The following is an 18,918-nucleotide window of genomic DNA, read 5'->3' on the forward strand; positions in this document are numbered from 1 at the left end:
GGCATAGTCACGAATCATACACCGTAAAGCGGGCTTCACCCCTCAGTTTTGTCAATAATCGACACGAACTGGTCGTGCGGCAGCATGTCATCATAGCTGCGCCAACGGCGTTCCAGCTCACGATTTGCCTCGTCATGCTGCTGTTCACCAAGCTTGGCATAAGCCTTCAGCTCGTTCGGTCCCATGTCTTTGACCGGCTGATTGAGATTCAATGCTTTGTCACCCACAAATCGCCATTGTAGCCGCACACCCTGGAAGAGTAGGAAAAAGCCCGGATACAGCGTGTGCACCGGGCTTAAATCTACATTCAAAGATTTATATTACAAAGAATGATTTCAGCGCTGCTCGTCGATCATTTCCTGCAGTGCCTTGTTGACGGACGGAGAACCGGCCGCCATGGACAGGGCGTTGATGCCACTGATTTCAAAACCACGCTTGATTGCGGAGAAAATCTGATTCTTGTTCATGTTATTTCCTTAGTACTCGTTTTCCTTGACGCACCTTGCGTCTTACCATCTTCTGTTATTGACAAGTATCAATATAGAGATTTGTCAGACTGAAATCATTGCTCAACCATTCGTTTTATAGCAAAATCATCGGCTGTTCTTGAATTGGGAGCACTGGCCGGAGTGTATGAGCTTCGGCCACCACGTCACTCTGTTGCGTCATCCTATAGCCATCTCCTTGCATGGAGTCAATCTGGGATTTATCCGCACCTATACATTTCACCACATAGGAATTGACTGCGGCCTGAGCCCGATATTCAGCCAGGTCGGCTTCAACGGGTTGGACACCTCGTGAGAACCACCGTCCAAACCGGACAGCCGCCATCCATTTCCGACACGCCGGACGAAAGCGCGGAATCCCAGTGGAACCAACAAAAAAGGCGACACATCGTGCCGCCCGATGGTGGGTGATATAGGAATCGAACCTATGACCCCTTCCGTGTGAAGGAAGTGCGCTAGCCGCTGCGCCAATCACCCAAGCACCTATTCCGTTATATTCATCCGGCGGCTCTCCGCGAAACCTGCGGAAACCCTTGGAAGCATTGGCTTCCCCGGCTTTCGTGACCTCAGCAGGTCACGGGTTGGTACATTACACGCACCCGCGTCCAACACGCAAATCGGCGTGTCGCGCCGACGCATACGCACGGTCATGACCGTCGTCAGCATGCCCATACTCCACCGTCCCGCAGAACTCGCGGAACTCCTGGATTGCAGCCTCCGCCACGTCTACGACCTCCGCCTCCCCTCTTACCATCCGACCCGACGGGTCACGCTCATCCGCGCCGACGACGCCATGCACGCCACCGGCGTCCCATTGGACACGTACGAGACGATCGACGGCTGGCCCGACGTGGCGGCCGCGGCGCGCATCCTCCGCGTCAGCACCCGCCACGTCCACCGGCTCATGGGCGACGGGACGCTCCCCTACCGCAAGCCCACGCCGCGCCGCGCGCTCATCGACCCGCAGGGGCTGCTCCGCCTCGTCGGCGGACCCGCCTAGAACAGGCCCGTCTGCATGTCCCGCCCCATACGCTCGCGGATCAGCCGTATGTAATCCGCGTCCATCTCCGCGGCCTCGCAGCGCACGCCCTCCATGACGCACGCCTGCAGGGTCGCGCCCGAACCGGCGAACGGCTCCACCACCAGCCCGTCCCGCGGGACGGCCAGACGGACCAGCCAGCGCATCAGCGCGACCGGCTTCACCGTCGGATGCAATACGCCGTCCACTTGGGGACGCTCCGACGACGGGGCCTTCGCCTCATACCGGAAGACGGGGAAGAACCGGCTCGCCCCGCCCGCGTCATCGTACTCGGAGCCCGTATGGGTCATCCCCCACCCGGCCCCGGGTTTGATGCTGGCGCGGGGCCGTCCCTTGCGGCTGGCCGTGACGCCGCTCTGCGCGTCCAGCACGTCCGCGGCCGCCGGGTCGAGGAGCACGTCCGGCGGGAAGCGCGCGTCCGCATCGTACGGCGGACTGGGACGCGCCCTGTTGTACACCTTGTTGTCGCGGACGCGGACCGTGCCGGGCACGGCCTTCGCCCGGTCATCCTCGCCGCGGAACGGGACGCGGCACGCGTCCACATGCAATGCGCCGCACCCGTGGTCCTTGAGATTGTCCGCCAGGCACCCGTCCAGGGGCTTTCGGGCCAGGACGATCGGCTCATGCGCGGGCTTCAACGCCGTGTTCCACCCATCCCACCGCTTCGCCTCATCACTGGTCGCCTCCGTGACATCCCACTCGCGGGGCGCATCCCCGCCGTTCGTCGCGCTCACGCCGAACCCGCCGCCCGACCGGTAGCCGGTGCCCCGGGTCGTGTACGTGCCCGTCACACGCCGCTCCACGCCCAACCGGTCGTCGACCAGGCGCGCCGCATCCGAACCGTGCGGCATGCCGCTGCCGTAGATCCAGTCGATCTGGTCCCTGATCTCGAAGCCCGCATCCTCCACGGCGCACGCCATGCGATGATACGTGCGCGACGCCGAGAACGCGAGCACATGCCCGCCCGGCTTCAGCGCGCGATACACGAGCCGCCAGAACTCCGGGTCGAACGCTATCCCCGTCCGGTCGAACGCCCGGTTCATGAAATTGATCTCATACGGCGGGTCCGTCACGCACGCGTCCGCGCACCCCTCCGGAAGCCCGGCCAGCATATCCCGGCAGTCGCCGTGCGACAGCCGGATCCCATGGTCGAATTCGATGATGTCCGTCACAGGCCGTGCGTATGCGTCCACACCGGCGGATACAGGGACAGGCGCGGCAGGTCGTCGTCGCCCACATACAGGAACGCCCGCGCGCACTCCATCCCATCCGGCAGGGGCGCGCCCGAACGGACCGGCACATCCCGCACCGCGCGCGATTCTCGACGAAGCTCTGAGCACCGATACCCATCCGCTGTTCGTACTGTGCCTCGGCGCCATCACCAACGTGGCCGCCGCCATCAAGCTGCACCCGGAAATCGTCAGCCGGATGACCATCATCTGGATCGGCACGCAGCTTCCCGGCAACGATGAGGAAGCCATTCGCGAATTCAATTCCGGCAACGACGTGGAAGGCGCCAATCTGGTGCTGACCAGTGGTGCGAATCTCTGGCTGGTGCCTTATCAGGTCTACCGTACGATGAATGTGAGCATTGCCGAACTACAATGTAAGCTTGCCGATGCGGGCGCTATCGGCGAGTTCCTGTTCGACAATCTCGTGAAATACAATGACAGTGATTTCGCGTTCTGGACTTCGGGAGAAAGCTGGTCATTGGGAGATTCGCCCGCCGTCGGCTTGGCGATGAAGCATGATTGCGGCGAATTCCATTACGCGCCGGCACCATTAGTCAAGCCGGACAGCTCCACTGCTTTCATACCGTCTCGCCCAACGATACGCATCTACGACAGCATTGACAGTCGATTCATTCTCGAGGACCTCTTCGCCAAGTTGACGCTGTTCGCACGCGGTTGACGACCCGATAATATGCGGCCACCAACGGTGACGCCTCCCATCGGGGCGACAAGGCTGTTCACGATCGAAATCACAACCGGAAGGCCGCCCCTTTGCGGTACGGGTTCTGCAACGCTCGGCGATTGGTGTTCCGTACCGCCCGATCCCGGTACGGAACACCATAGCACCTGATAACGGTGCCCCGTACCATGCCACAGCCGAGATACCATAGCAAAACGGCGAAACCAAACCGTTATGCCGAGTCCGATTCCGCCGCGGAATGGTATGGAAGCGCAATCCAACGCTTCAAGGACTTCCGCACCCCGCCGAGAGCAGGGTAATAAGGCCGCTCGACATTGGCATATGCCGAATCATGTGACCGACAACGGCTTCGGTGGCGATGAAAGCCTGCCCCGCCACCGAAGCGGAGATGCCGCCTTTCATCGCACATCCATGTACGGCTTGCCATCCCTGTACACCGTGGCGGCTGCGTATCGATGTACAGGTGGAGGGCAAAATGTGTGGTCATAGACGTATACGGCAGGGGTGGATATCAAGTCTTCGGCGCCTCCATCCCTCGATACACCTTGATACATCCTCAGAACACGACCGACGTCACGCAGGATGCGAGGATGGCGCGCGCGTCATCGCGGGTGATGTGGCGGTAGGAGCCGCCGACCTCGCCGGCATGGTCGGCGAGCTTGTCCAGCGTGGCCGAATCGGAGGGAATACCGACCTCGGGGAGCGTGAGCGGGGCGCCGACTAGGCGCAGGAAATCGACGTAGCGTTCGATGCCCTCCTCGGCCACTTCGCGTTCGGATTTGCCGGTCGGGTCCACACCCCACACGTTGACCGCCCAACGGGCGAACCGTGCGGTGGCTTCGGGGCGCGATGTGTAGACGTACTTCATCCAGTGCGGATGGACCACGGCCAGACCGGCACCGTGCGGGATGTCGAAGTAGGCGGACAGCGCGTGCTCGATGCCGTGCGTGACCCAATCCTCCTCCTTGCCGCGCGAGATGACGCGGTTGAGCGCGAGCGTGGAATCCCACATCGCGTTGCTGCGGGCCTCATAGCTGCGCGGATGGCGGCGGCAGGCGCGCCAGGAGCGCAGGATGTGCCGCTGGATGGCCTCGACCATCTCGTCGGAGAGGTTGTCGTCGCTAGGCAGCGAGAAATACTGCTCGCAGGTGTGGCAGAACATGTCCACGAACCCGTAGGTGGTCTGCTCGTCCGGCAGGGTGAGCAGGTAAGTCGGGTCGAGCACCGAGAACTTCGGCGTCAGCGGGAAGGACGTGTAGCCGAGCTTGCGGTTGCGGGCCCAGTTGGTGAGCACGGCCGCGTCACCCATCTCGGAGCCGGTGGCCGCCGTGGTCAGCACCACGCCGAGCGGCACGAGGTTCTCAGGGGCGGGCTTGCCGGTTTCGACATAGTCGTCCCACAGGTCCTCGTCCTCGCCCAGGCCGGAGCCGAGCGAGATGAACTTGGCGCAGTCGATGACCGAACCACCGCCGACGGCCAGGATCAGGGATACGCCATGCTCCTTGACCAGCTTCACGCCTTCGAGGACCTTGTCGAGCCTCGGGTTCGGCGTCACGCCGGACAGTTCGATGACCTCGTTGCCGGCTTCGCGCAGCGCGGCCGTCACGTCGTCATAGGCGCCGTTGCGCTTGATCGAGCCGCCGCCGTAGACCAGCAGCACGGCGCCGAGGCGCGACTTGGCCTCCTCGGCCACATGCACGGCCTGGCCTTCACCGAAGTAAATCTTGACGGGATTGTGGAAGATGAAGCTCCTCATGCGTTCATTCCTTTCACGAACGGTTACGTCATGCGATGGGTTCGGCGAACGGCGGAACCGGCAGACCGTTCGACCCGCACAGCAATCCACGGTTCGGAGCGTTGCGCCACGCATACCGCACTGCCGTCGGTCTGCGCCACGGCACGGCGATGACTACGGTGTTGCCGTCGATGCTCGCCGGCACTGCTTGCCGGGAGCCGTCCTCCCAAACCAGTTCGAACTCGCCTGGATCTGCGCCGTCTAATGTGTCCAAGCCGCAATCGCCGGTGCCATCGTCGAAGGTGATGGTCAGCCGTCCATCAGCCAGCCGAACGTCAATCGACTCCGGCGAGCGCGGTGCGTCGTCCTTGCCATATACAAGACGCTGCGCCGCGGCGAACAGGCGGTCCGCGACCACGCTCTTGTTCCACGGGTGCAGGTCGTTCCAGTTGCCCGCGTCAAGGGCCACCACGGTGGCGACGTCCTCAATCAGCCCGGAGGCCTCCCACTGGTGCTTGCGGACGAGCGGCCAGCCGCCGTCCTCCACGCCGTCGATGGAGAACACCGGCAGCTGCACGATGAGGAACGGCAGCCGTTCCTGCCCCCATGCCCTGCGCCAGCAGCCGATCATCGCGGTCAGCATGCGGCCGTAGTCGTCGGCCACGTCGCCGGTGTTCGACTCGCCCTGGTACCACAGCGCGGCGCGCGCGGTGTATCCGGCGCAGGTCGCGGTCATGCCGTTGTACAGGCCGAGCGGCTTCCAGCGCACGAAATCTTCGCCGGGGCAGTCCGTGTCCGCGCACGCGCCAATGGCGTAGGTCCAGGTGCCGTCGAGATTGTACGAGTCGTCGCCCATGTCGAGGTGCATGTGCTTGCCCGGCGTCACGCGGCCCGTGCCGTGTTCGACGACCAGGCGCACGTCGATCTCGTTGCATCCGGCCTTCAGCACGCCTTCGGGCACCATGTAGTCGCGGGAGAGGTACTGGTGTTCGGACTGGCCGACTTTGACCCCGTTGACGAAGGTTTCGTCGGAGTCGACCATGGCACCGAGATGCAGCGCCGCCGATTGTCCGGCCGCGTAGGCGGGCAGCGTGACCGTGCGGCGCAGGTGGATCACGCCGCGGAATCCGGTCAGTCGCGGATCGGCGTCCTTCAGGAACGCCGGCAGTTCGAGCGTGCCGTGGCCCAGATCCTCGGATCGGGATTCGGCTTCGCGGACCCGCAGGTCCTCGTACCAGCGGTTCATCGCGGCGATGCTCTGCTCGCTGCGGGTGCGGGCCACCTCGTCGTCGCGGTAGGGTTCCAGGTCGGCGAGCGCCTTCGGCCATGCGGCGAGCGTCTCCTCGTCCATCCACGATTCGATCGGCGAGCCGCCGAGCGTGATGTTGAGCAGGCCGACCGGCACGCCGAGCCATGCGCGGACCATGCGTCCGAAGAAGTATCCGACGCCGGTGAACTCGTCAAGCGTGTCAGGCGCCGCGCCGACCCAGCGCACCGGCTCGTCGAAGTCGCGGCGAGGTCCGTGGAAGTCGAACCGGACGGGGACCTTGCAGTGGCGCAGCAACGGGTCGGGTTCGCGCGTGTATTCCGACGGGTAACGCCAGCGCAGGAACTCCATTTGGTATTCCATATTCGACTGTCCCGCGCAGATGAACACCTCGCCCGCGTAGACGTCATGCGCGATCACCGGTTCGTCGCCGCCGTCGACCCGCACCTCCAGCCGGTAGGGGCCGCCGGGTTCCAGCGGACCCAGTTGTACGACCCAGGCTCCATCGTCACCGACCACAGCGTCGGCCGATCGATCGGTAATGGTAATCCGCACCTGCGAACAGGGCCTTCCCGTTCCCCAAATTCTCAACGGGTCACCTGACTGTAACACTCCCCCCCCCCTTCGCCGAACAGCGGCGAAAGCGTTACGGTATCCTGCCCCTCATTCATCGTCGTCATCATTCCTCCCACTCTTCCTTGTACCGAGGTTTGTCATAAATAGGTGAGCGCGAAACCGTTGTTCGTTCGTCATTGAAGGTGAGCGCGAAACGGTGCTTGCGTTCCTATTTGTTGTCTTGTTCGGCGTCGGCGTGCATGCGTTCGATCGCCTTTCCCAAGTATCCCATGTCCAGGCCCTGTCGGCGCGCCATGCCTTCGGTGCGTTCGCGGCTGAGCCGTTCGAGTTCGTCCTGGATGGCGGCGATCTCGCGGCCCAACCGGGCGGGGTTGGTGGAGGCGATCAGATTTTCGATGCGCGTCCGGGTGGCGTCGTCGACGTAGCCCCGGCCGCCGTCGGCGCGGCTGGCCGCATCGTATTCCAGTACGCGCGCCCACGGGGTGCGGGGCCGGTCGTAGACGGTCCTCCTGCGCCCGTCGCGCCCCTGCTCGATACGGGCCGGCTTTCGCGTCGGGGTGAACAGGTTCAGCAGCAGGTAGGTCTTCGCCCACAGCCGGTCGGGCAGGTCGCGCTGCTCCTCGGTGTCGTAGCGCCAGTAGAACGCGAACTTGCGCACGACGTGGTTGTTCCGGGATTCGACGGTGGCCTGGTCGTTCTTCCTGTACGGTCGGCTCCTGGTCTGTTCGATGTCCTTGTGCTGGAGCCGGTCGATGAGCTCGTCGTTGATGGACTCGGTGCCGTTGTCGGAGTCGAAGCAGGTGACGGGGAACGGGAACAGGGGGATCGCCAGGTCGACGGCCTTCCTGATGTTGGATTTGGCGTTGTTGCGGGCGGTGACGTCCGCGGCCCGGTTGGTCGCGTAGTCCGCCATGGTCAGCGTCCTGGCGAACTCGCCCCTGGCGCTGGGCCCGCAGTGCGCGACCGTGTCGGCCTCCGCCAGGCCCGGCAGGCGCGCGATCTCGTCGGTGCACTTGCGGATCTGGACCGAGTTGCGCAGATGCTCGCCGGCCGGACGCGTCAGCGACATGCCCCTGGGCATGGCCGCCCGTTTGAGCGGCCCGAGCCGCCGGTCGATGGTCGACGCGCTCATCGAGCGCACCTGCTCGAGCGCGTCCCCGTCCACGTCGTCGAGCTCCCCGTCGGCCCTGAGCGCGGGGATCCACTGGTCGAGCATCGCCTTCATGTACGGGCCGCACGGCATGCCCATCAACAGCCACAACCGCTCCAATAGTCGCTGCGTCTCCTCGCCGTACTTCGGTCTGCGGCCGCGGCCCGGCCCCGGTCTTTCCTCGGACCCGACCGCCTGCGAGAGCAGACGCCGTGCCGTGGACCTGCCCATGCCCACGGCCACGAGCCGGTCGATGACCTCGCCCTTCTGCTTCTTCGTTCCCTTGGCGTACTCCGCCCTGAACCTGTTCGCCAGCCGCTTCCTCGTGGCCATGTCCAGTCCGCCTTCCATAAGGCAAGCATCCCCGCACCCGGCCATGCCGGACGGGATTTCACGCTCACCATTTATGACGAACAAACCAGAATTTCGCGCTCAAACATTACGACAAACGTCGGTACCATCGGCGCTTTCAGGAAGCGCCGCTATTATTGAAGAGTCATTCCATAGGCTTGCACCACCAATGCCATGGCCTATGGAATGACAGGAACTGAGCGCTTACGCTCTCAGCTTGTGCACCCGCTTACGGCCTTGTCGTCCGGCCTTGCAGGGACCGAAACGATTCGGCGCGCTGGCGGGTGTACAAGTCTCATCGACGCCGAGCGATGACCAGCCCGCATCCGGCGGCAACCAGCAGCAGCGCCACCACGGCGACTCCGATGACCGCGGAGCCGGTCTGCGGCATCTTGTCGTCGTTGTCAGCGTCGTCGGAAGGTTGCGGCTTCTCGTCGCCAGGCTTCTCGGCATCCCCGCCCGGAATCTCGATTTCGGAGGAATCGGACAGCAGACGCAACACACCCCAATGGGACGCCGTCTGATAGCCAGCGCCGGTTGGATCGGCCCAGTTGCGGATGCCGATTCGCGCACCCTTCTTCGCGTCATTGATCTGGAAGTCCACGCCTTCGAACGTTCCGGCCGCGGCCTCTCCCAGATCGATGGCCATTTCGACGACATACCCGCCGTCGACGACGCGGCCGGCCGTGCGGACCCTGGACTTCTGGACGTCCTCGGCGGCACCGGCACCGAAGCTGAGCTCCCGGCCATCGGCCGACACGCGAATCTGCTGGATGTCATCGGTGTACTGGCCGCTCTTGGTGTTGCCGCGGTCGATGAACACCTCCACGGAGTCCTTCTCATACGGATTCGAATTGGTCAGGTCGACGTCCGCGTCGTTCACCTTCACGAGAACGTACAGCTTGCCGTCCGACCACAGGGTCTTGGCGGTAGCGGTCGCCTCGGGTGTCCCGCTGGTCACTTTGTCCAGCGCGACCTCGACGGCGTCGTCCCACGCGGCGTCCGACGCATCGGCATCAATCTTCGGGGCTTCGACGTCGGAGGGAACCTGCACGGTCTCCGTATAGCTCAACGGTTCGACCAGCGTGACCGTACCGGTCGGGTTGGTGTCCCATGCGGCGGCCTGTCCGCTGTCGCCATCCTTAACGATCACGTTCAGACCCACCGCGGCATTCTCGACGGCGTCGGGGCAAGGCATCGTGACGACCAGCTCGTATCCGCCATCGCCTTCCACGACCTTGGAAGCCACGTCGGCGGCCGCGGGGCCAGAGCTGCGCCCGATCACGTACTCGGCGTCGCCGACCCGCACGGTTACGGAGTCGCCGTCCGATTTCGTGGCGTCGACCGCATCCACATAGACGGTCAGCGTTCCGACGTTCCAGTAGGCGTTGAACGTTCCTGCGACCGTCCCGTCCTCCGAGGCGTTCAGTCCGATCAGCGGCAGGCGCTCCCAAGGCGACGAGGCGCCGTTCCTGGGTTCGGTCCCGGGCAGCGGCGAATCGACCGTGGCCGAGGGGTCCTTGAACACGATCGCGCTTTTCATCGATTCGGGCAGGTTGTCCTCATCGCCGATGTAACCGACGTAGGCGGGCTTACGGTTGAGGTTCTCGTCGAACAGCAGCGGCGCGCCCTCCTTGTTGCGCCAGGACTGGTCGTCGCTCAGCCCCCACACCGAAACCGAGAACAGCTGGTCGGCGTGCCTGTGGATGATCTGGTTGACGTCGTAGTAGTACCGTCCCTGCTCGATGAGCTTCGCCTCCGTGACCGGCGTTCCGGTGGCGACGTCCAGTTCGGTGATGGCCTGCTTCTTGTCGAGCGAGGACATATCGGTCAGCGCGTCGTCGAGATTCGACGAGGCCGTGGTCAACGACACATGGAACTGGTGACCGATGCCGTCAAAGGGAACCCCCTGCTGGATCATGCGTTCCAGAAGCGCCTTGTAGCGGGAACGCTTGCCCGCCTGCTCGGTGCTGTAATCGTTGATGAACAACGTCACCGGATGCTCCGCGTCGTCGGCGGCGTAGACGTCGTTCAGATACGTATTCGCGTTCCGGAACGCGTCATAGATGTAGTCCTCGCCCCCATAGGTCTGATACCACAGCGAATTGCGCATGCCGTTGGTGTCGGGGTCGTCGCCGTCGTTCACGGTCTCGTTGACCACGTCGAACGCGACAACGGGATTGGTCGGGCTGCCGAATTTTCCGAATTCGTCGGAGATGGCCTTCGCCACGTTCTCGATGTGCCTGCGCTGGCGTTCCTGCATCGTGGGCTTGTCGGCAAGCGGGCAGCTGGTGACGCCGGGGTTGTCGTTGGTGTCATGGCACCATTCGTCGGCCTGGAAGAACCAGTCGGGCGTCTGCGAGTGCCAGACCAGAACATGGCCGTAGACCTTGATGCCGTTCTCGCTGGCGAACGTCAGCAGGTTCCGCGCGTCACCCGACATGCGGAAATTATGCTGGTCGTCGTACCAGCCTTCCGGCTTCAACGAGTTCTCCGGGGTGATCTGGTTGAAGTTCTCGACCAGGGCCTTCTCCTTGTCCTGGTTGAGAGTGTCTGTCTCGATGGCGACACCGGCGTTGATTCCCAGCGGATTGTATTCGCCCTTGATGCCGCCCGGATAGTCGGGGTCGGCCGCCATGGCCGTCGGGGCGAACGCCAGCGGCAGCAGCATCGCCGCGGCGGCGACCGCCGATACGATTCCGCGACGTCTCGCGCCCTTGTCTCCATCCATTGTCGTGAAGATACCGTTCATAATCTTCCTTTGTCATTCGTCGGTTTTCATTTCGGCCTCGATATCGGGAGACCGGAACCGTCCGGGAGCCAACCACGCCCCGGACCTCTTCGTGTGCGTCCTCCTTTCCTATTCGTTCTCCGATCGGAACCCGCCGGAAGGGGTTCGCCCATCATGGCGGGTCCGTAAACTCAGTCGTGCGCCGTCACCACACGCGGTACTCTCCCGCGAGCGCGAGGAACGCGAAGGCGTAGAGGAAGTTGTCGTAGTAGCGGCGCGTGCCGGTGCGGATCGGGGTGTCCCACAGCAGGCGCACCCAGCGGATCGCGTTGTCGAGCGCGTCCGGCTCCTGCGAGTGCATCGCGGCGAGCGAGCCTTCGGCGGTGGTGGCGATGAAGCCGACCGGGTGCAGCACGGTCTCGTCCACCGGCGTGCCGTCGATCGCATACACGCAGGTGCGGTCGTGTTCGAGGAAGAAACGCTGCAGACGCGCATTCGCGTCGCACAGGTCCGGCACGACGCCGTTCCACAGGCAGTCCAGTCCGATGTTGCCGGCGGTGCGGTAGGCGTCAGAGTAGAAGTGCCAGTGGTCGCGTTCGTCAACGTGCGGCGTGCCGTCGTAGTTCGAGTATTCGGGGTTCATGCCGGTCTGCGGGTGGCAGGCGGTGACCAGGTACTCGCGGCTCGCCTTGGCGGCCTGCGCCCAGAACGGACGGTCGGCCTCGTCGGCGCGCTCGGCGAACACCTCGTAGAAGTGCGGCAGATGGTAGGACGGGTCGGTCCATTCGGTTTCCGGGATGAACTTGATCAGATGGTTCTCCGGGTTCCACATCGGATAGCCTTCACCGTCCTCGCCCTGGTGCACGCAGGTGTGGAGGATCGAGCGGGCGTGGCGGGAGTACTCGTACACGCCTTCGCCGTCGCCCCATTGCGCGGAGGCCAGGAACAGGTCCATCGCGAAGTATTCCTCGCCGTCGGGGGCCGGGCCGTCGGCGTTCGGTACGCCGCTGGGGTCCACGGACCAGGCGAAGTAGCCCTGGTGCAGGCCCTCGGTCATGAACATGTATTTCATGACCCAGCCCCACAGCTTGTCGAACACGTCCTTGCGGTCGTACTGCACGGCGATCATCATCGCGTAGCTCATGCCCTCGGTGCGCACGTCGTGGTTGCCGGTGTCCATCACGTACCCCAGGCCTTCGTCGTTCTCCCAGTAGATCTTGTCCGGGCCTTCGAACATCTCATACCAGTTGCGCTCCAGGCGGGCCTGGATGGCCTCGCGGCTGTAGCCGCACTGTTCGAACAGGCTGGTCTCGGAAGCGTTGTGATCGGTCATTGTCGTTCTCCCTGTATTCGTGATTCCTGTGTTCTCGTGGTTCAGTCGGCTGCTGCGCCACCCCATTGCAACAACGCGTTACGTTCGACGTTCGTGCTCCAGTCGCGGATCATACGGGTCCGCTGACCCAGCCGCATGGCGTCGCCGCCGAACGGGGCGTACCGTGTCCATTCCGGCAGCGGCGTGCCGTCCGCGTCGGGACCGTTCGGGTCTCCGGTGGCGGCGAAGTTCGTCCAGTAGGCGACCATCCGGCGTGACAGGTCGTAGTGTCATCCGACGAACGGCCGCCAGCAGGTGGCCAACGTACCGAACGAGAACCACAACTCCGAGGAGTGGAACGCGCCGGCGTCGTCCCCGGGCATGGCCACGTCGAACCGGTAGTAGTACGGCGCCTTGCGGCCGCTGCGGATCCACTCGGCAATCAGTTTGAGGTTGCCGACCTCGCCCGCGGGCAGCAGGGTGCCGTCGGCGTCGGTTTCCATGAATTCACCGGTGGTGTTGCCCAGCAGGATCTCGACCTCGTTCTGCTCTCCGCGCGCGATGGTCCGCGCATACTGGTCGGTGATGAACCGTCCGTCCACGCAGGGCACCCAGTTGACCATCATCGACCAGTCGCCCTCGCGGCCGGATTCGGGAGGCACCGGCAACGCTTCCGCGGCGGCGAGCAGTTCGGCGGCCGGCACCTGCCGTGCCTCGTCGAGCGAGGAGACTCCCAACGCCTCGAACAGGCGCTCCGCGGTGCGGTGACCGTCCTCGAGACTCTGCTGATGGCGGTTGAACATCCCCAGCCCAGCACCGGACTGCATGATGGCGCGTTGGAACAGGCCGCGGTTCAGCGGCGAGCAGATCTGCGCCAACACGCTGCCGGCCCCGGCGGATTGCCCGAAGATGGTGATGTTCTCCGGGTCACCGCCGAACGCGGCGATGTTCTTGACCACCCATCGGATGCCGGCTCGCTGGTCCAGGAAACCGAAGTTCGCGTAGGGCTCATCATCATGCCGGGCCTCGGCCTCCTCGCGCAAGCGGTTGTGCGCCAGGAATCCGAACCATTGAGCCGGTAGCCGACGGAAACCACCACCACGCCACGGCGCGCCAGGGCAGAGCCGTCGAATTCCTTCTCTGCGGTGCATCCGGTCTGGTAGGCGCCGCCGTGAATCCACACCATCACCGGCAGCGGGTGATCCGCTCACCCGTGTGTCCTCGTCGCTGCCGCGCAGCGCGGGGTCCACACGTTCAGATAGAGGCAGTCCTCGTCGAGCGCGATGGCGGGGTCCGTGCCCCATTCGCGGTCATAGAACTCGTTCGAGTCTCCCGGTGTGGGCTGCGGACAGGCGGGGGCGAAGTCGTGCGCCGCCAGCGTGCCCGCCCAAGCTGCCACCGGCTGGGGTGCGCGCCAGCGCAGGTCGCCGACCGGCGGCGCGGCGAACGGGATACCGCGGAAGACCGTGATCTCGGGTTCCGGTGCCGCAATGCCTTCGATGGCGCCGCAGCCGGTGTGGACGATGCGTAGCATGATCAGCTCCTTTGCTTGTCTGTTCGTGGTGCGCTCAGCGTGCGCGCCGGCCGATCACGGCCAGGGCCGCCGCCTTTCGCCATCTCTTTGTATTCATCTTCGAACTCCTCTGCTGTGGAATTGAGAAGGCTTGGGCTATTCGCTATAAATAGTCCGACATTTCGATTTCTTCTCTCGAACCATTTGCAGCATAAGTTTAATTAATTCATTTGTCAAACTTAAGACACTGGCATGAAAGGTGCTCAAAATTGTTGATTTTCCGGTATTCTTTCACATCACACCGTGTCCTTTTGTCCACAATATGAGAGAAATTCGAAAATAGTTCAGTGTTTTCGATGATATTTCACCTATCGGTGACCTCGACACGCCGCTAAACCAGCCACACTGTTGAAATATCGTTATACTCGAAAGCAGTTGAAGGATGCGCTGGTGGAATACCGATAATTTCGTCGTTGCCGTCACCGCCAGACGCCCGCCCCCAAGGAACACCCATGTCAGATTCGCAGACGACACCCGGCAGCGGCCATACGGTCCAGATCTCCGACATCGCCGAACGCACCGGGTATTCCCTGGCCACGGTCTCCAAGGTGCTCAACGGCCGCAGCGACGTGGCCGCCGGCACCCGACAAATCATCGAGGAAGCGCTGCGGGACAGCGGCTACACCAAGCGCATCTCCACCACCAAGAACCGCAAGCTCATCGAAGCCGTGTTCCAGAACTTCGACAACATCTGGTCGCTGGAGATGCTGCGTGGCATCGTGCATGAAGCCAGCGCCCATGAGATGAGCGTCGTCACCACCGAAAGCGGCGACCGCTCGCACCCCGATTCCCGGTGGGTCGAAGGCGTGCTGCGCCGTCAACCGCTCGGCGTGGTGCTGGTCTTCTCGAACCTCACCGAATCGGAGAAATCACGCCTGCAAGCGTTCAACATCGACTATGTCACGCTCGACCCGGCCGGCGACCCCTCCCCCGACAACCTCCCCGTACAGGCCGACAACTGGACCGGCGGCCTCATCGCCACCCGTCACCTGCTCTCCCTGGGGCACACCCGCATCGGCATCATCACCGGACCGAACTCCATGCTGTGCTCCAAGGCGCAACTCGACGGCTACAAGGCGGCCCTGGACGAGCACGACATCCCCTTCGACCCCGACCTGGTGCGCGAAGGCGACTTCTCCACGGCCGGCGGCTACCTGCAGGGACTGTCGCTGCTCAAGAACTCCGCCAAACGCCCCACGGCCATCTTCGCCGGCAGCGACCTGCAGTCCATGGGCGTCTACGAGGCGGCGCGCACGCTGGATCTGAAGATCCCCGAGCAGCTGTCCGTCATCGGATTCGACGACGTGCAGACGGCGGCGTACATGGGTCCGGCGCTGACCACGGTCCGCCAGCCGCTGCAGGACATGGCCGCCGCGGCCGTGCGCATGATCATCGACAAATCGCACGGTCGACCGATCCAGAACCGCTCCATCTACCCGACCACGCTGATCGTCCGGGACAGCACGCGCCCGCTGGAGATCAGCGAACCGCACTGAGCGGTCCCACGCGTTCGGCGAACTTGCATGATGGATCGTATCAACTCTCCAAAACCTTGATATTGCAATGATTACAGGCTCTTCCGGTTTTCGTGTGTGTGTGATGGGGGAGCCGTGGGGCATCATGGTTGGTTGTGAAGAAGATAACCGAAGATGCCTCACGGCCTGTACGCGAGTTTAGCAGGTTCGACGGGGATGCGTTGTTGGGGTTGGATTCTCTGGGATTGAGGGGCGTGGCACAGCGTCACCTGCCGGAGGGCGGCAGGGGCGGCGTGTGGGAGGTCCGCTATGAGCCCGTGGAGCCGGCGAGGGTCTGCCGGGATTGCGGGGTGCCGGCGCCGGTGCGCAGCTCGCGTTGGCGCCGCTTCGTCCACGTGCCGTTGGGCAAGGCCGGGGTCCGGCTGCTGGTCCGCTGCCGGCGTTACGAATGCCGCGGGTGCGGCGGCGCGTGGGAGGACGACCTGTCGCGCGTGGCCGCGGACGGGCGGCGGCTGACGGAACGGGCCGCGTGGTGGGCGGTCGCCTCCGTGGTGCTGGACGCGATGAGCGTGCGCAGTGTGGCGGCGACGCTGGGGTGTTTGTGGGATTGCGCGAACGACGCGGTCCCGGCCAAGGGCATGAAGCATCTGGCCGGCGACGAACACCGCCTGGACGGGGTCACCCACCTGGGCGTGGACGAGCACGTGTGGCGGCACACGTCCCGTGGCTCCAGATACGTGACCGTGGTCGTGGACCTGACGCCCAGGAGGGACGGGCGGCCGGCCCGTCTCCTGGACGTGGTCGAGGGCAGGAGCGGCGCGGCGTTCGCCGGATGGCTCGCCTCCCGCTCCGAGGAGTTCAGAAGGAACGTGCGGGTCGTGGCGATGGACGCGTTCGCCGGATACAAGCACGCCGTCAGGAAGGCCGTGCCCCACGCCAGGGAGGTCCTCGACCCGTTCCACGTCGTCAGGCTCGCCGGCGACAAGCTCACCCAATGCCGCCAACGCCTCCAGCAGGAGGCCACCGGCAGGCGCGGCACGAAGCAGGACCCGCTGTACCGGGCCCGCCGAATCCTGCTCAAGACCAACGCCACCCTCACCGACCGGCAACGCTCCCTGCTCGACCGGCTGTTCGGGAACGAAGACAACGAGCAGCTGAAGGTCGTGTGGGGCTCCTACCAGAAGATCATCGCCTGCTACGCCGAGCCCGACCGGCGCAAGGCGCGCAGCATGATACACGAGCCCGTCCGACGGCATCAACGCCAGACCCGCCGACGCGCCCGGCGAGCTGAGGACACTGGCGCGTACCCTCAAACTGTTTTTAGTCAAGTTGGTGTTTCGGTTTCGGGGTGGTGACGTTTTGTTGGACTCCTTGAGCGGGAGGAGTCATCATCGTGGCGAGGTATTCGAGGGAGCAGCGCAGGTGTGCGGTGGAGTTGTACGAGCGGTACGAGCATAGTGCGGCGGACGTGATCCGGGAGTTGGGCTATCCCAGCAAGGAGGCGTTGCTCATGTGGTATCGCGAGTGGCTGGAGGAGCGGCGTACGGGGGTTCCCTCGAGGCGTGGCGAGCGTTATGCGAGGTACACGGACGAGCAGAAGCGCGCTGCGGTGGATCATTACCTGACGCATGGCAGGCGGTTGAGCAGGACGATGCGCCGGATGGGGTATCCCAGCCATGAGGTGCTGGCGGCGTGGATCGACGAGCTGGCGCCCGGGGAGCGCGTGATCAGACGCGGGCCGGTGGCGGACGGGGTCAGGCGTATGGCGGTGGCGCGCCTGACCGCGGGCGGCGTCACGTCGCGGCAGGTCGCGGCCGAGGTGGGCGTGGAGGCGTCGGTCGTGAGAAACTGGAAGCGTCAACTGCTGCACGAGCCGGTACCGGAGGACGATCCAGTGACACCAGACAAGCCGGGGAAGAGGAATGATGGCGCGGCGGATCCCGACGCGTCGGATCTGGATGGGCTGATTGCCGAGCGCGACCGTGTGCGCGCCGAGCTGGAGCGGATCCGCCGGGAGAAACGGGAGGCGGAGATCGAGCTGGCGATCCTCAAGGGGGCGTTGGAATTGGTGGGAAAAGAGCGGGGCGCAGACCCGGACAACCTGACCAATAGGGAGAAGACGATCCTCGTCAGGACGATCGGCGCCGGGCACGGCGTCCCCGTGGGGCGTCTGCTCGCCCGGGTCGGCCTGGCTCGCAGCACGTACTATCATCAGCTGAACGCGATGAACAGGCCGGACCGGGTATGGACGATACGTTGCTGCTTTGGGTGGATGTGGAGACGACGGGCCTGGACCCGTCGCACGGCGCGATCCTGGAGATCGGGATGCGTTGGACGGATACGCGTCTGGACCGTCTGGACGGCGGGTTCTCGACGCCGGTCGCCTACGCGGGTCCGGTGGACGGGTTCATCGAACGCATGCACGGGCCGAACGGGCTGCTGGCCGCGTGGGCCAGGCCGGGCGCGCCGACGTCTGACGAGGCGGCGAGGCTCGCGCGCGCGTATGTGGCGTCCCGCCTGTCGGATGGGGTGCGCGTCCTCGCGGCGGGCGCGTCGGTCCGGTTCGACCGGGATTGGCTGGACACGCGGATGCCGGGCGTGCTGTCCGGCGTGCATCATCGCAGCCTGGACGTGAGCGCTCTGGACGAGGCGGCCCGCATGTGGGCGCCTTTGACGTGGGCGGCGCGCCCGGAGCGGACGACCGATCACCGGGTGGACTCGCGCCTGGACGACGAGCTGCGTCTGGCCGCGTATTATCGTGACGCGTTCCGGGGGGGGTGGCGTATGTGGGCTAGGCTGCGGGGCGTGCTGGCCCGCGTGGGCCGTTGGTTCCTCTCCCCCGCGGGCCGCGCGGTGTGGGTGCGGCTGCTCTTGTTCGGCGCGTCCATCCCCCTGGCCCCGTACATGGTGGCCGTGTGGCGGGTCGCCCCGTACGGGCAGGGGGCGGAGCAGTGTCTCCTGTTCGTCGCCGTGGCGGGCGTGCTCCTGTTCAGGGGCGGCTGGCGTCGCCTGCATGCGCTGCGCGCCGCCCGCGACGAGGACCGGCAGTCCGAACCGGATCGGGCGCGGAAGCCCGTCCGTCCGGCCCGGAACCGGGCGCGTCGCCGCTGAGCCGGCCGCGCAATCGTCCGAGCCGGCTGATCTCCTCCTCGAGTTCGCGGATGCGTTTCCTTCTGTCCTCGATGGCCAGGGTGATGTCGTGCTCGTTCCGGGGGCCGCCCAGGAGCGCCATGTAGGAGCGGTCGGACAGTTCGCGCCGTTTGTCCTCGCC

General features: G+C 64.6%; 15 protein-coding genes, 1 tRNA gene and 1 pseudogene. 5 read left to right on the forward strand and 12 right to left on the reverse strand.

Features of this window, described 5'->3' with window-relative positions; genetic code table 11:
• Window positions 1-35: 35 nt before the first annotated feature.
• From BBKW_RS05410 to BBKW_RS05420, 3 genes are all read right to left on the reverse strand, one after another.
• Window positions 36-227, reverse strand: coding sequence for a hypothetical protein (locus tag BBKW_RS05410; RefSeq protein WP_033501897.1), 192 nt, complete (start codon window positions 225-227; stop codon window positions 36-38).
• Between the two features lie 108 nt (window positions 228-335).
• Window positions 336-467, reverse strand: coding sequence for a hypothetical protein (locus BBKW_RS11120; RefSeq protein WP_003834774.1), 132 nt, complete (start codon window positions 465-467; stop codon window positions 336-338).
• A 440-nt stretch (window positions 468-907) separates the two neighbouring features.
• Window positions 908-983 (reverse strand) — tRNA-Val (locus tag BBKW_RS05420).
• A gap of 172 nt (window positions 984-1,155) precedes the next feature.
• Here BBKW_RS05420 and BBKW_RS09955 point away from each other — a divergent pair.
• Window positions 1,156-1,506 carry a hypothetical protein gene (locus BBKW_RS09955; RefSeq protein ID WP_070097856.1) on the forward strand — a complete coding sequence of 117 codons (351 nt, stop codon included), beginning with the start codon at window positions 1,156-1,158 and terminating at the stop codon, window positions 1,504-1,506.
• Here BBKW_RS09955 and BBKW_RS05430 read toward each other — a convergent pair.
• Complete coding sequence (locus BBKW_RS05430; RefSeq protein WP_034256997.1) at window positions 1,503-2,717, reverse strand: DNA-methyltransferase; 1,215 nt, start codon at window positions 2,715-2,717, stop codon at window positions 1,503-1,505. The genes BBKW_RS09955 and BBKW_RS05430 overlap by 4 nt on opposite strands.
• Here BBKW_RS05430 and BBKW_RS05435 point away from each other — a divergent pair.
• Window positions 2,704-3,456, forward strand: coding sequence for a nucleoside hydrolase (locus tag BBKW_RS05435; protein ID WP_228428942.1), 753 nt, complete (start codon window positions 2,704-2,706; stop codon window positions 3,454-3,456). The genes BBKW_RS05430 and BBKW_RS05435 overlap by 14 nt on opposite strands.
• Window positions 3,457-4,033: 577 nt before the next feature.
• Here BBKW_RS05435 and BBKW_RS05440 read toward each other — a convergent pair.
• The 8 genes and pseudogenes from BBKW_RS05440 to BBKW_RS11130 all read right to left on the reverse strand — a co-directional run.
• Window positions 4,034-5,233, reverse strand: a complete 1,200-nt coding sequence (locus BBKW_RS05440; RefSeq protein ID WP_033501894.1) for an iron-containing alcohol dehydrogenase — start codon at window positions 5,231-5,233, stop codon at window positions 4,034-4,036.
• A 28-nt stretch (window positions 5,234-5,261) separates the two neighbouring features.
• Entirely contained in the window at window positions 5,262-7,034 is a 1,773-nt protein-coding gene (locus BBKW_RS05445) for a sialate O-acetylesterase (RefSeq protein ID WP_228428943.1), read from the reverse strand.
• A gap of 229 nt (window positions 7,035-7,263) precedes the next feature.
• Window positions 7,264-8,538, reverse strand: a complete 1,275-nt coding sequence (locus BBKW_RS05450) for an integrase catalytic domain-containing protein (RefSeq protein ID WP_228428944.1) — start codon at window positions 8,536-8,538, stop codon at window positions 7,264-7,266.
• 313 nt (window positions 8,539-8,851) lie between these two features.
• On the reverse strand, window positions 8,852-11,308 hold the full coding sequence (locus BBKW_RS05455; RefSeq protein WP_033501893.1) for an endo-1,4-beta-xylanase: 2,457 nt from the start codon (window positions 11,306-11,308) through the stop codon (window positions 8,852-8,854).
• A gap of 184 nt (window positions 11,309-11,492) precedes the next feature.
• Window positions 11,493-12,620, reverse strand: a complete 1,128-nt coding sequence (locus BBKW_RS05460) for a glycosyl hydrolase family 8 (protein ID WP_033501892.1) — start codon at window positions 12,618-12,620, stop codon at window positions 11,493-11,495.
• Between the two features lie 41 nt (window positions 12,621-12,661).
• Complete coding sequence (locus BBKW_RS10940) at window positions 12,662-12,868, reverse strand: carboxylesterase family protein (protein WP_051920340.1); 207 nt, start codon at window positions 12,866-12,868, stop codon at window positions 12,662-12,664.
• Between the two features lie 21 nt (window positions 12,869-12,889).
• Complete coding sequence (locus BBKW_RS11125; protein WP_051920339.1) at window positions 12,890-13,642, reverse strand: carboxylesterase family protein; 753 nt, start codon at window positions 13,640-13,642, stop codon at window positions 12,890-12,892.
• Between the two features lie 86 nt (window positions 13,643-13,728).
• Window positions 13,729-14,133 (reverse strand): annotated as a pseudogene (locus tag BBKW_RS11130) (carboxylesterase family protein); the annotation flags it as partial.
• Between the two features lie 491 nt (window positions 14,134-14,624).
• On the opposite strand from BBKW_RS11130, the gene BBKW_RS05470 reads away from it, so the two are divergent.
• From BBKW_RS05470 to BBKW_RS10515, 3 genes are all read left to right on the forward strand, one after another.
• Complete coding sequence (locus BBKW_RS05470) at window positions 14,625-15,668, forward strand: LacI family DNA-binding transcriptional regulator (protein WP_048349516.1); 1,044 nt, start codon at window positions 14,625-14,627, stop codon at window positions 15,666-15,668.
• Window positions 15,669-15,901: 233 nt separating this feature from the next.
• Window positions 15,902-17,002, forward strand: a complete 1,101-nt coding sequence (locus tag BBKW_RS05475) for an ISL3 family transposase (RefSeq protein WP_157872364.1) — start codon at window positions 15,902-15,904, stop codon at window positions 17,000-17,002.
• A gap of 889 nt (window positions 17,003-17,891) precedes the next feature.
• Window positions 17,892-18,758 carry a 3'-5' exonuclease family protein gene (locus BBKW_RS10515; protein ID WP_144314089.1) on the forward strand — a complete coding sequence of 289 codons (867 nt, stop codon included), beginning with the start codon at window positions 17,892-17,894 and terminating at the stop codon, window positions 18,756-18,758.
• The last annotated feature ends 160 nt before the right edge of the window (window positions 18,759-18,918 follow it).

Origin of the sequence: Bifidobacterium catenulatum subsp. kashiwanohense JCM 15439 = DSM 21854 (genome assembly GCF_001042615.1) — a bacterium.
Taxonomy (GTDB): Bacteria; Actinomycetota; Actinomycetes; order Actinomycetales; family Bifidobacteriaceae; genus Bifidobacterium; species Bifidobacterium catenulatum.

Bases quoted from the DNA above. Each gene is read 5' to 3' on its own strand.
- BBKW_RS09955 (WP_070097856.1), top strand. From the start codon at position 1,156: ATGACCGTCGTCAGCATGCCCATACTCCACCGTCCCGCAGAACTCGCG.
- BBKW_RS10515 (WP_144314089.1), top strand. From the start codon at position 17,892: ATGGACGATACGTTGCTGCTTTGGGTGGATGTGGAGACGACGGGCCTG.
- BBKW_RS05440 (WP_033501894.1), bottom strand. From the start codon at position 5,233: ATGAGGAGCTTCATCTTCCACAATCCCGTCAAGATTTACTTCGGTGAA.
- BBKW_RS05470 (WP_048349516.1), top strand. From the start codon at position 14,625: ATGTCAGATTCGCAGACGACACCCGGCAGCGGCCATACGGTCCAGATC.
- BBKW_RS05455 (WP_033501893.1), bottom strand. From the start codon at position 11,308: ATGAACGGTATCTTCACGACAATGGATGGAGACAAGGGCGCGAGACGT.
- BBKW_RS05435 (WP_228428942.1), top strand. From the start codon at position 2,704: ATGATGTCCGTCACAGGCCGTGCGTATGCGTCCACACCGGCGGATACA.
- BBKW_RS10940 (WP_051920340.1), bottom strand. From the start codon at position 12,868: ATGGTCGCCTACTGGACGAACTTCGCCGCCACCGGAGACCCGAACGGT.
- BBKW_RS11120 (WP_003834774.1), bottom strand. From the start codon at position 467: ATGAACAAGAATCAGATTTTCTCCGCAATCAAGCGTGGTTTTGAAATC.
- BBKW_RS05450 (WP_228428944.1), bottom strand. From the start codon at position 8,538: ATGGCCACGAGGAAGCGGCTGGCGAACAGGTTCAGGGCGGAGTACGCC.
- BBKW_RS05460 (WP_033501892.1), bottom strand. From the start codon at position 12,620: ATGACCGATCACAACGCTTCCGAGACCAGCCTGTTCGAACAGTGCGGC.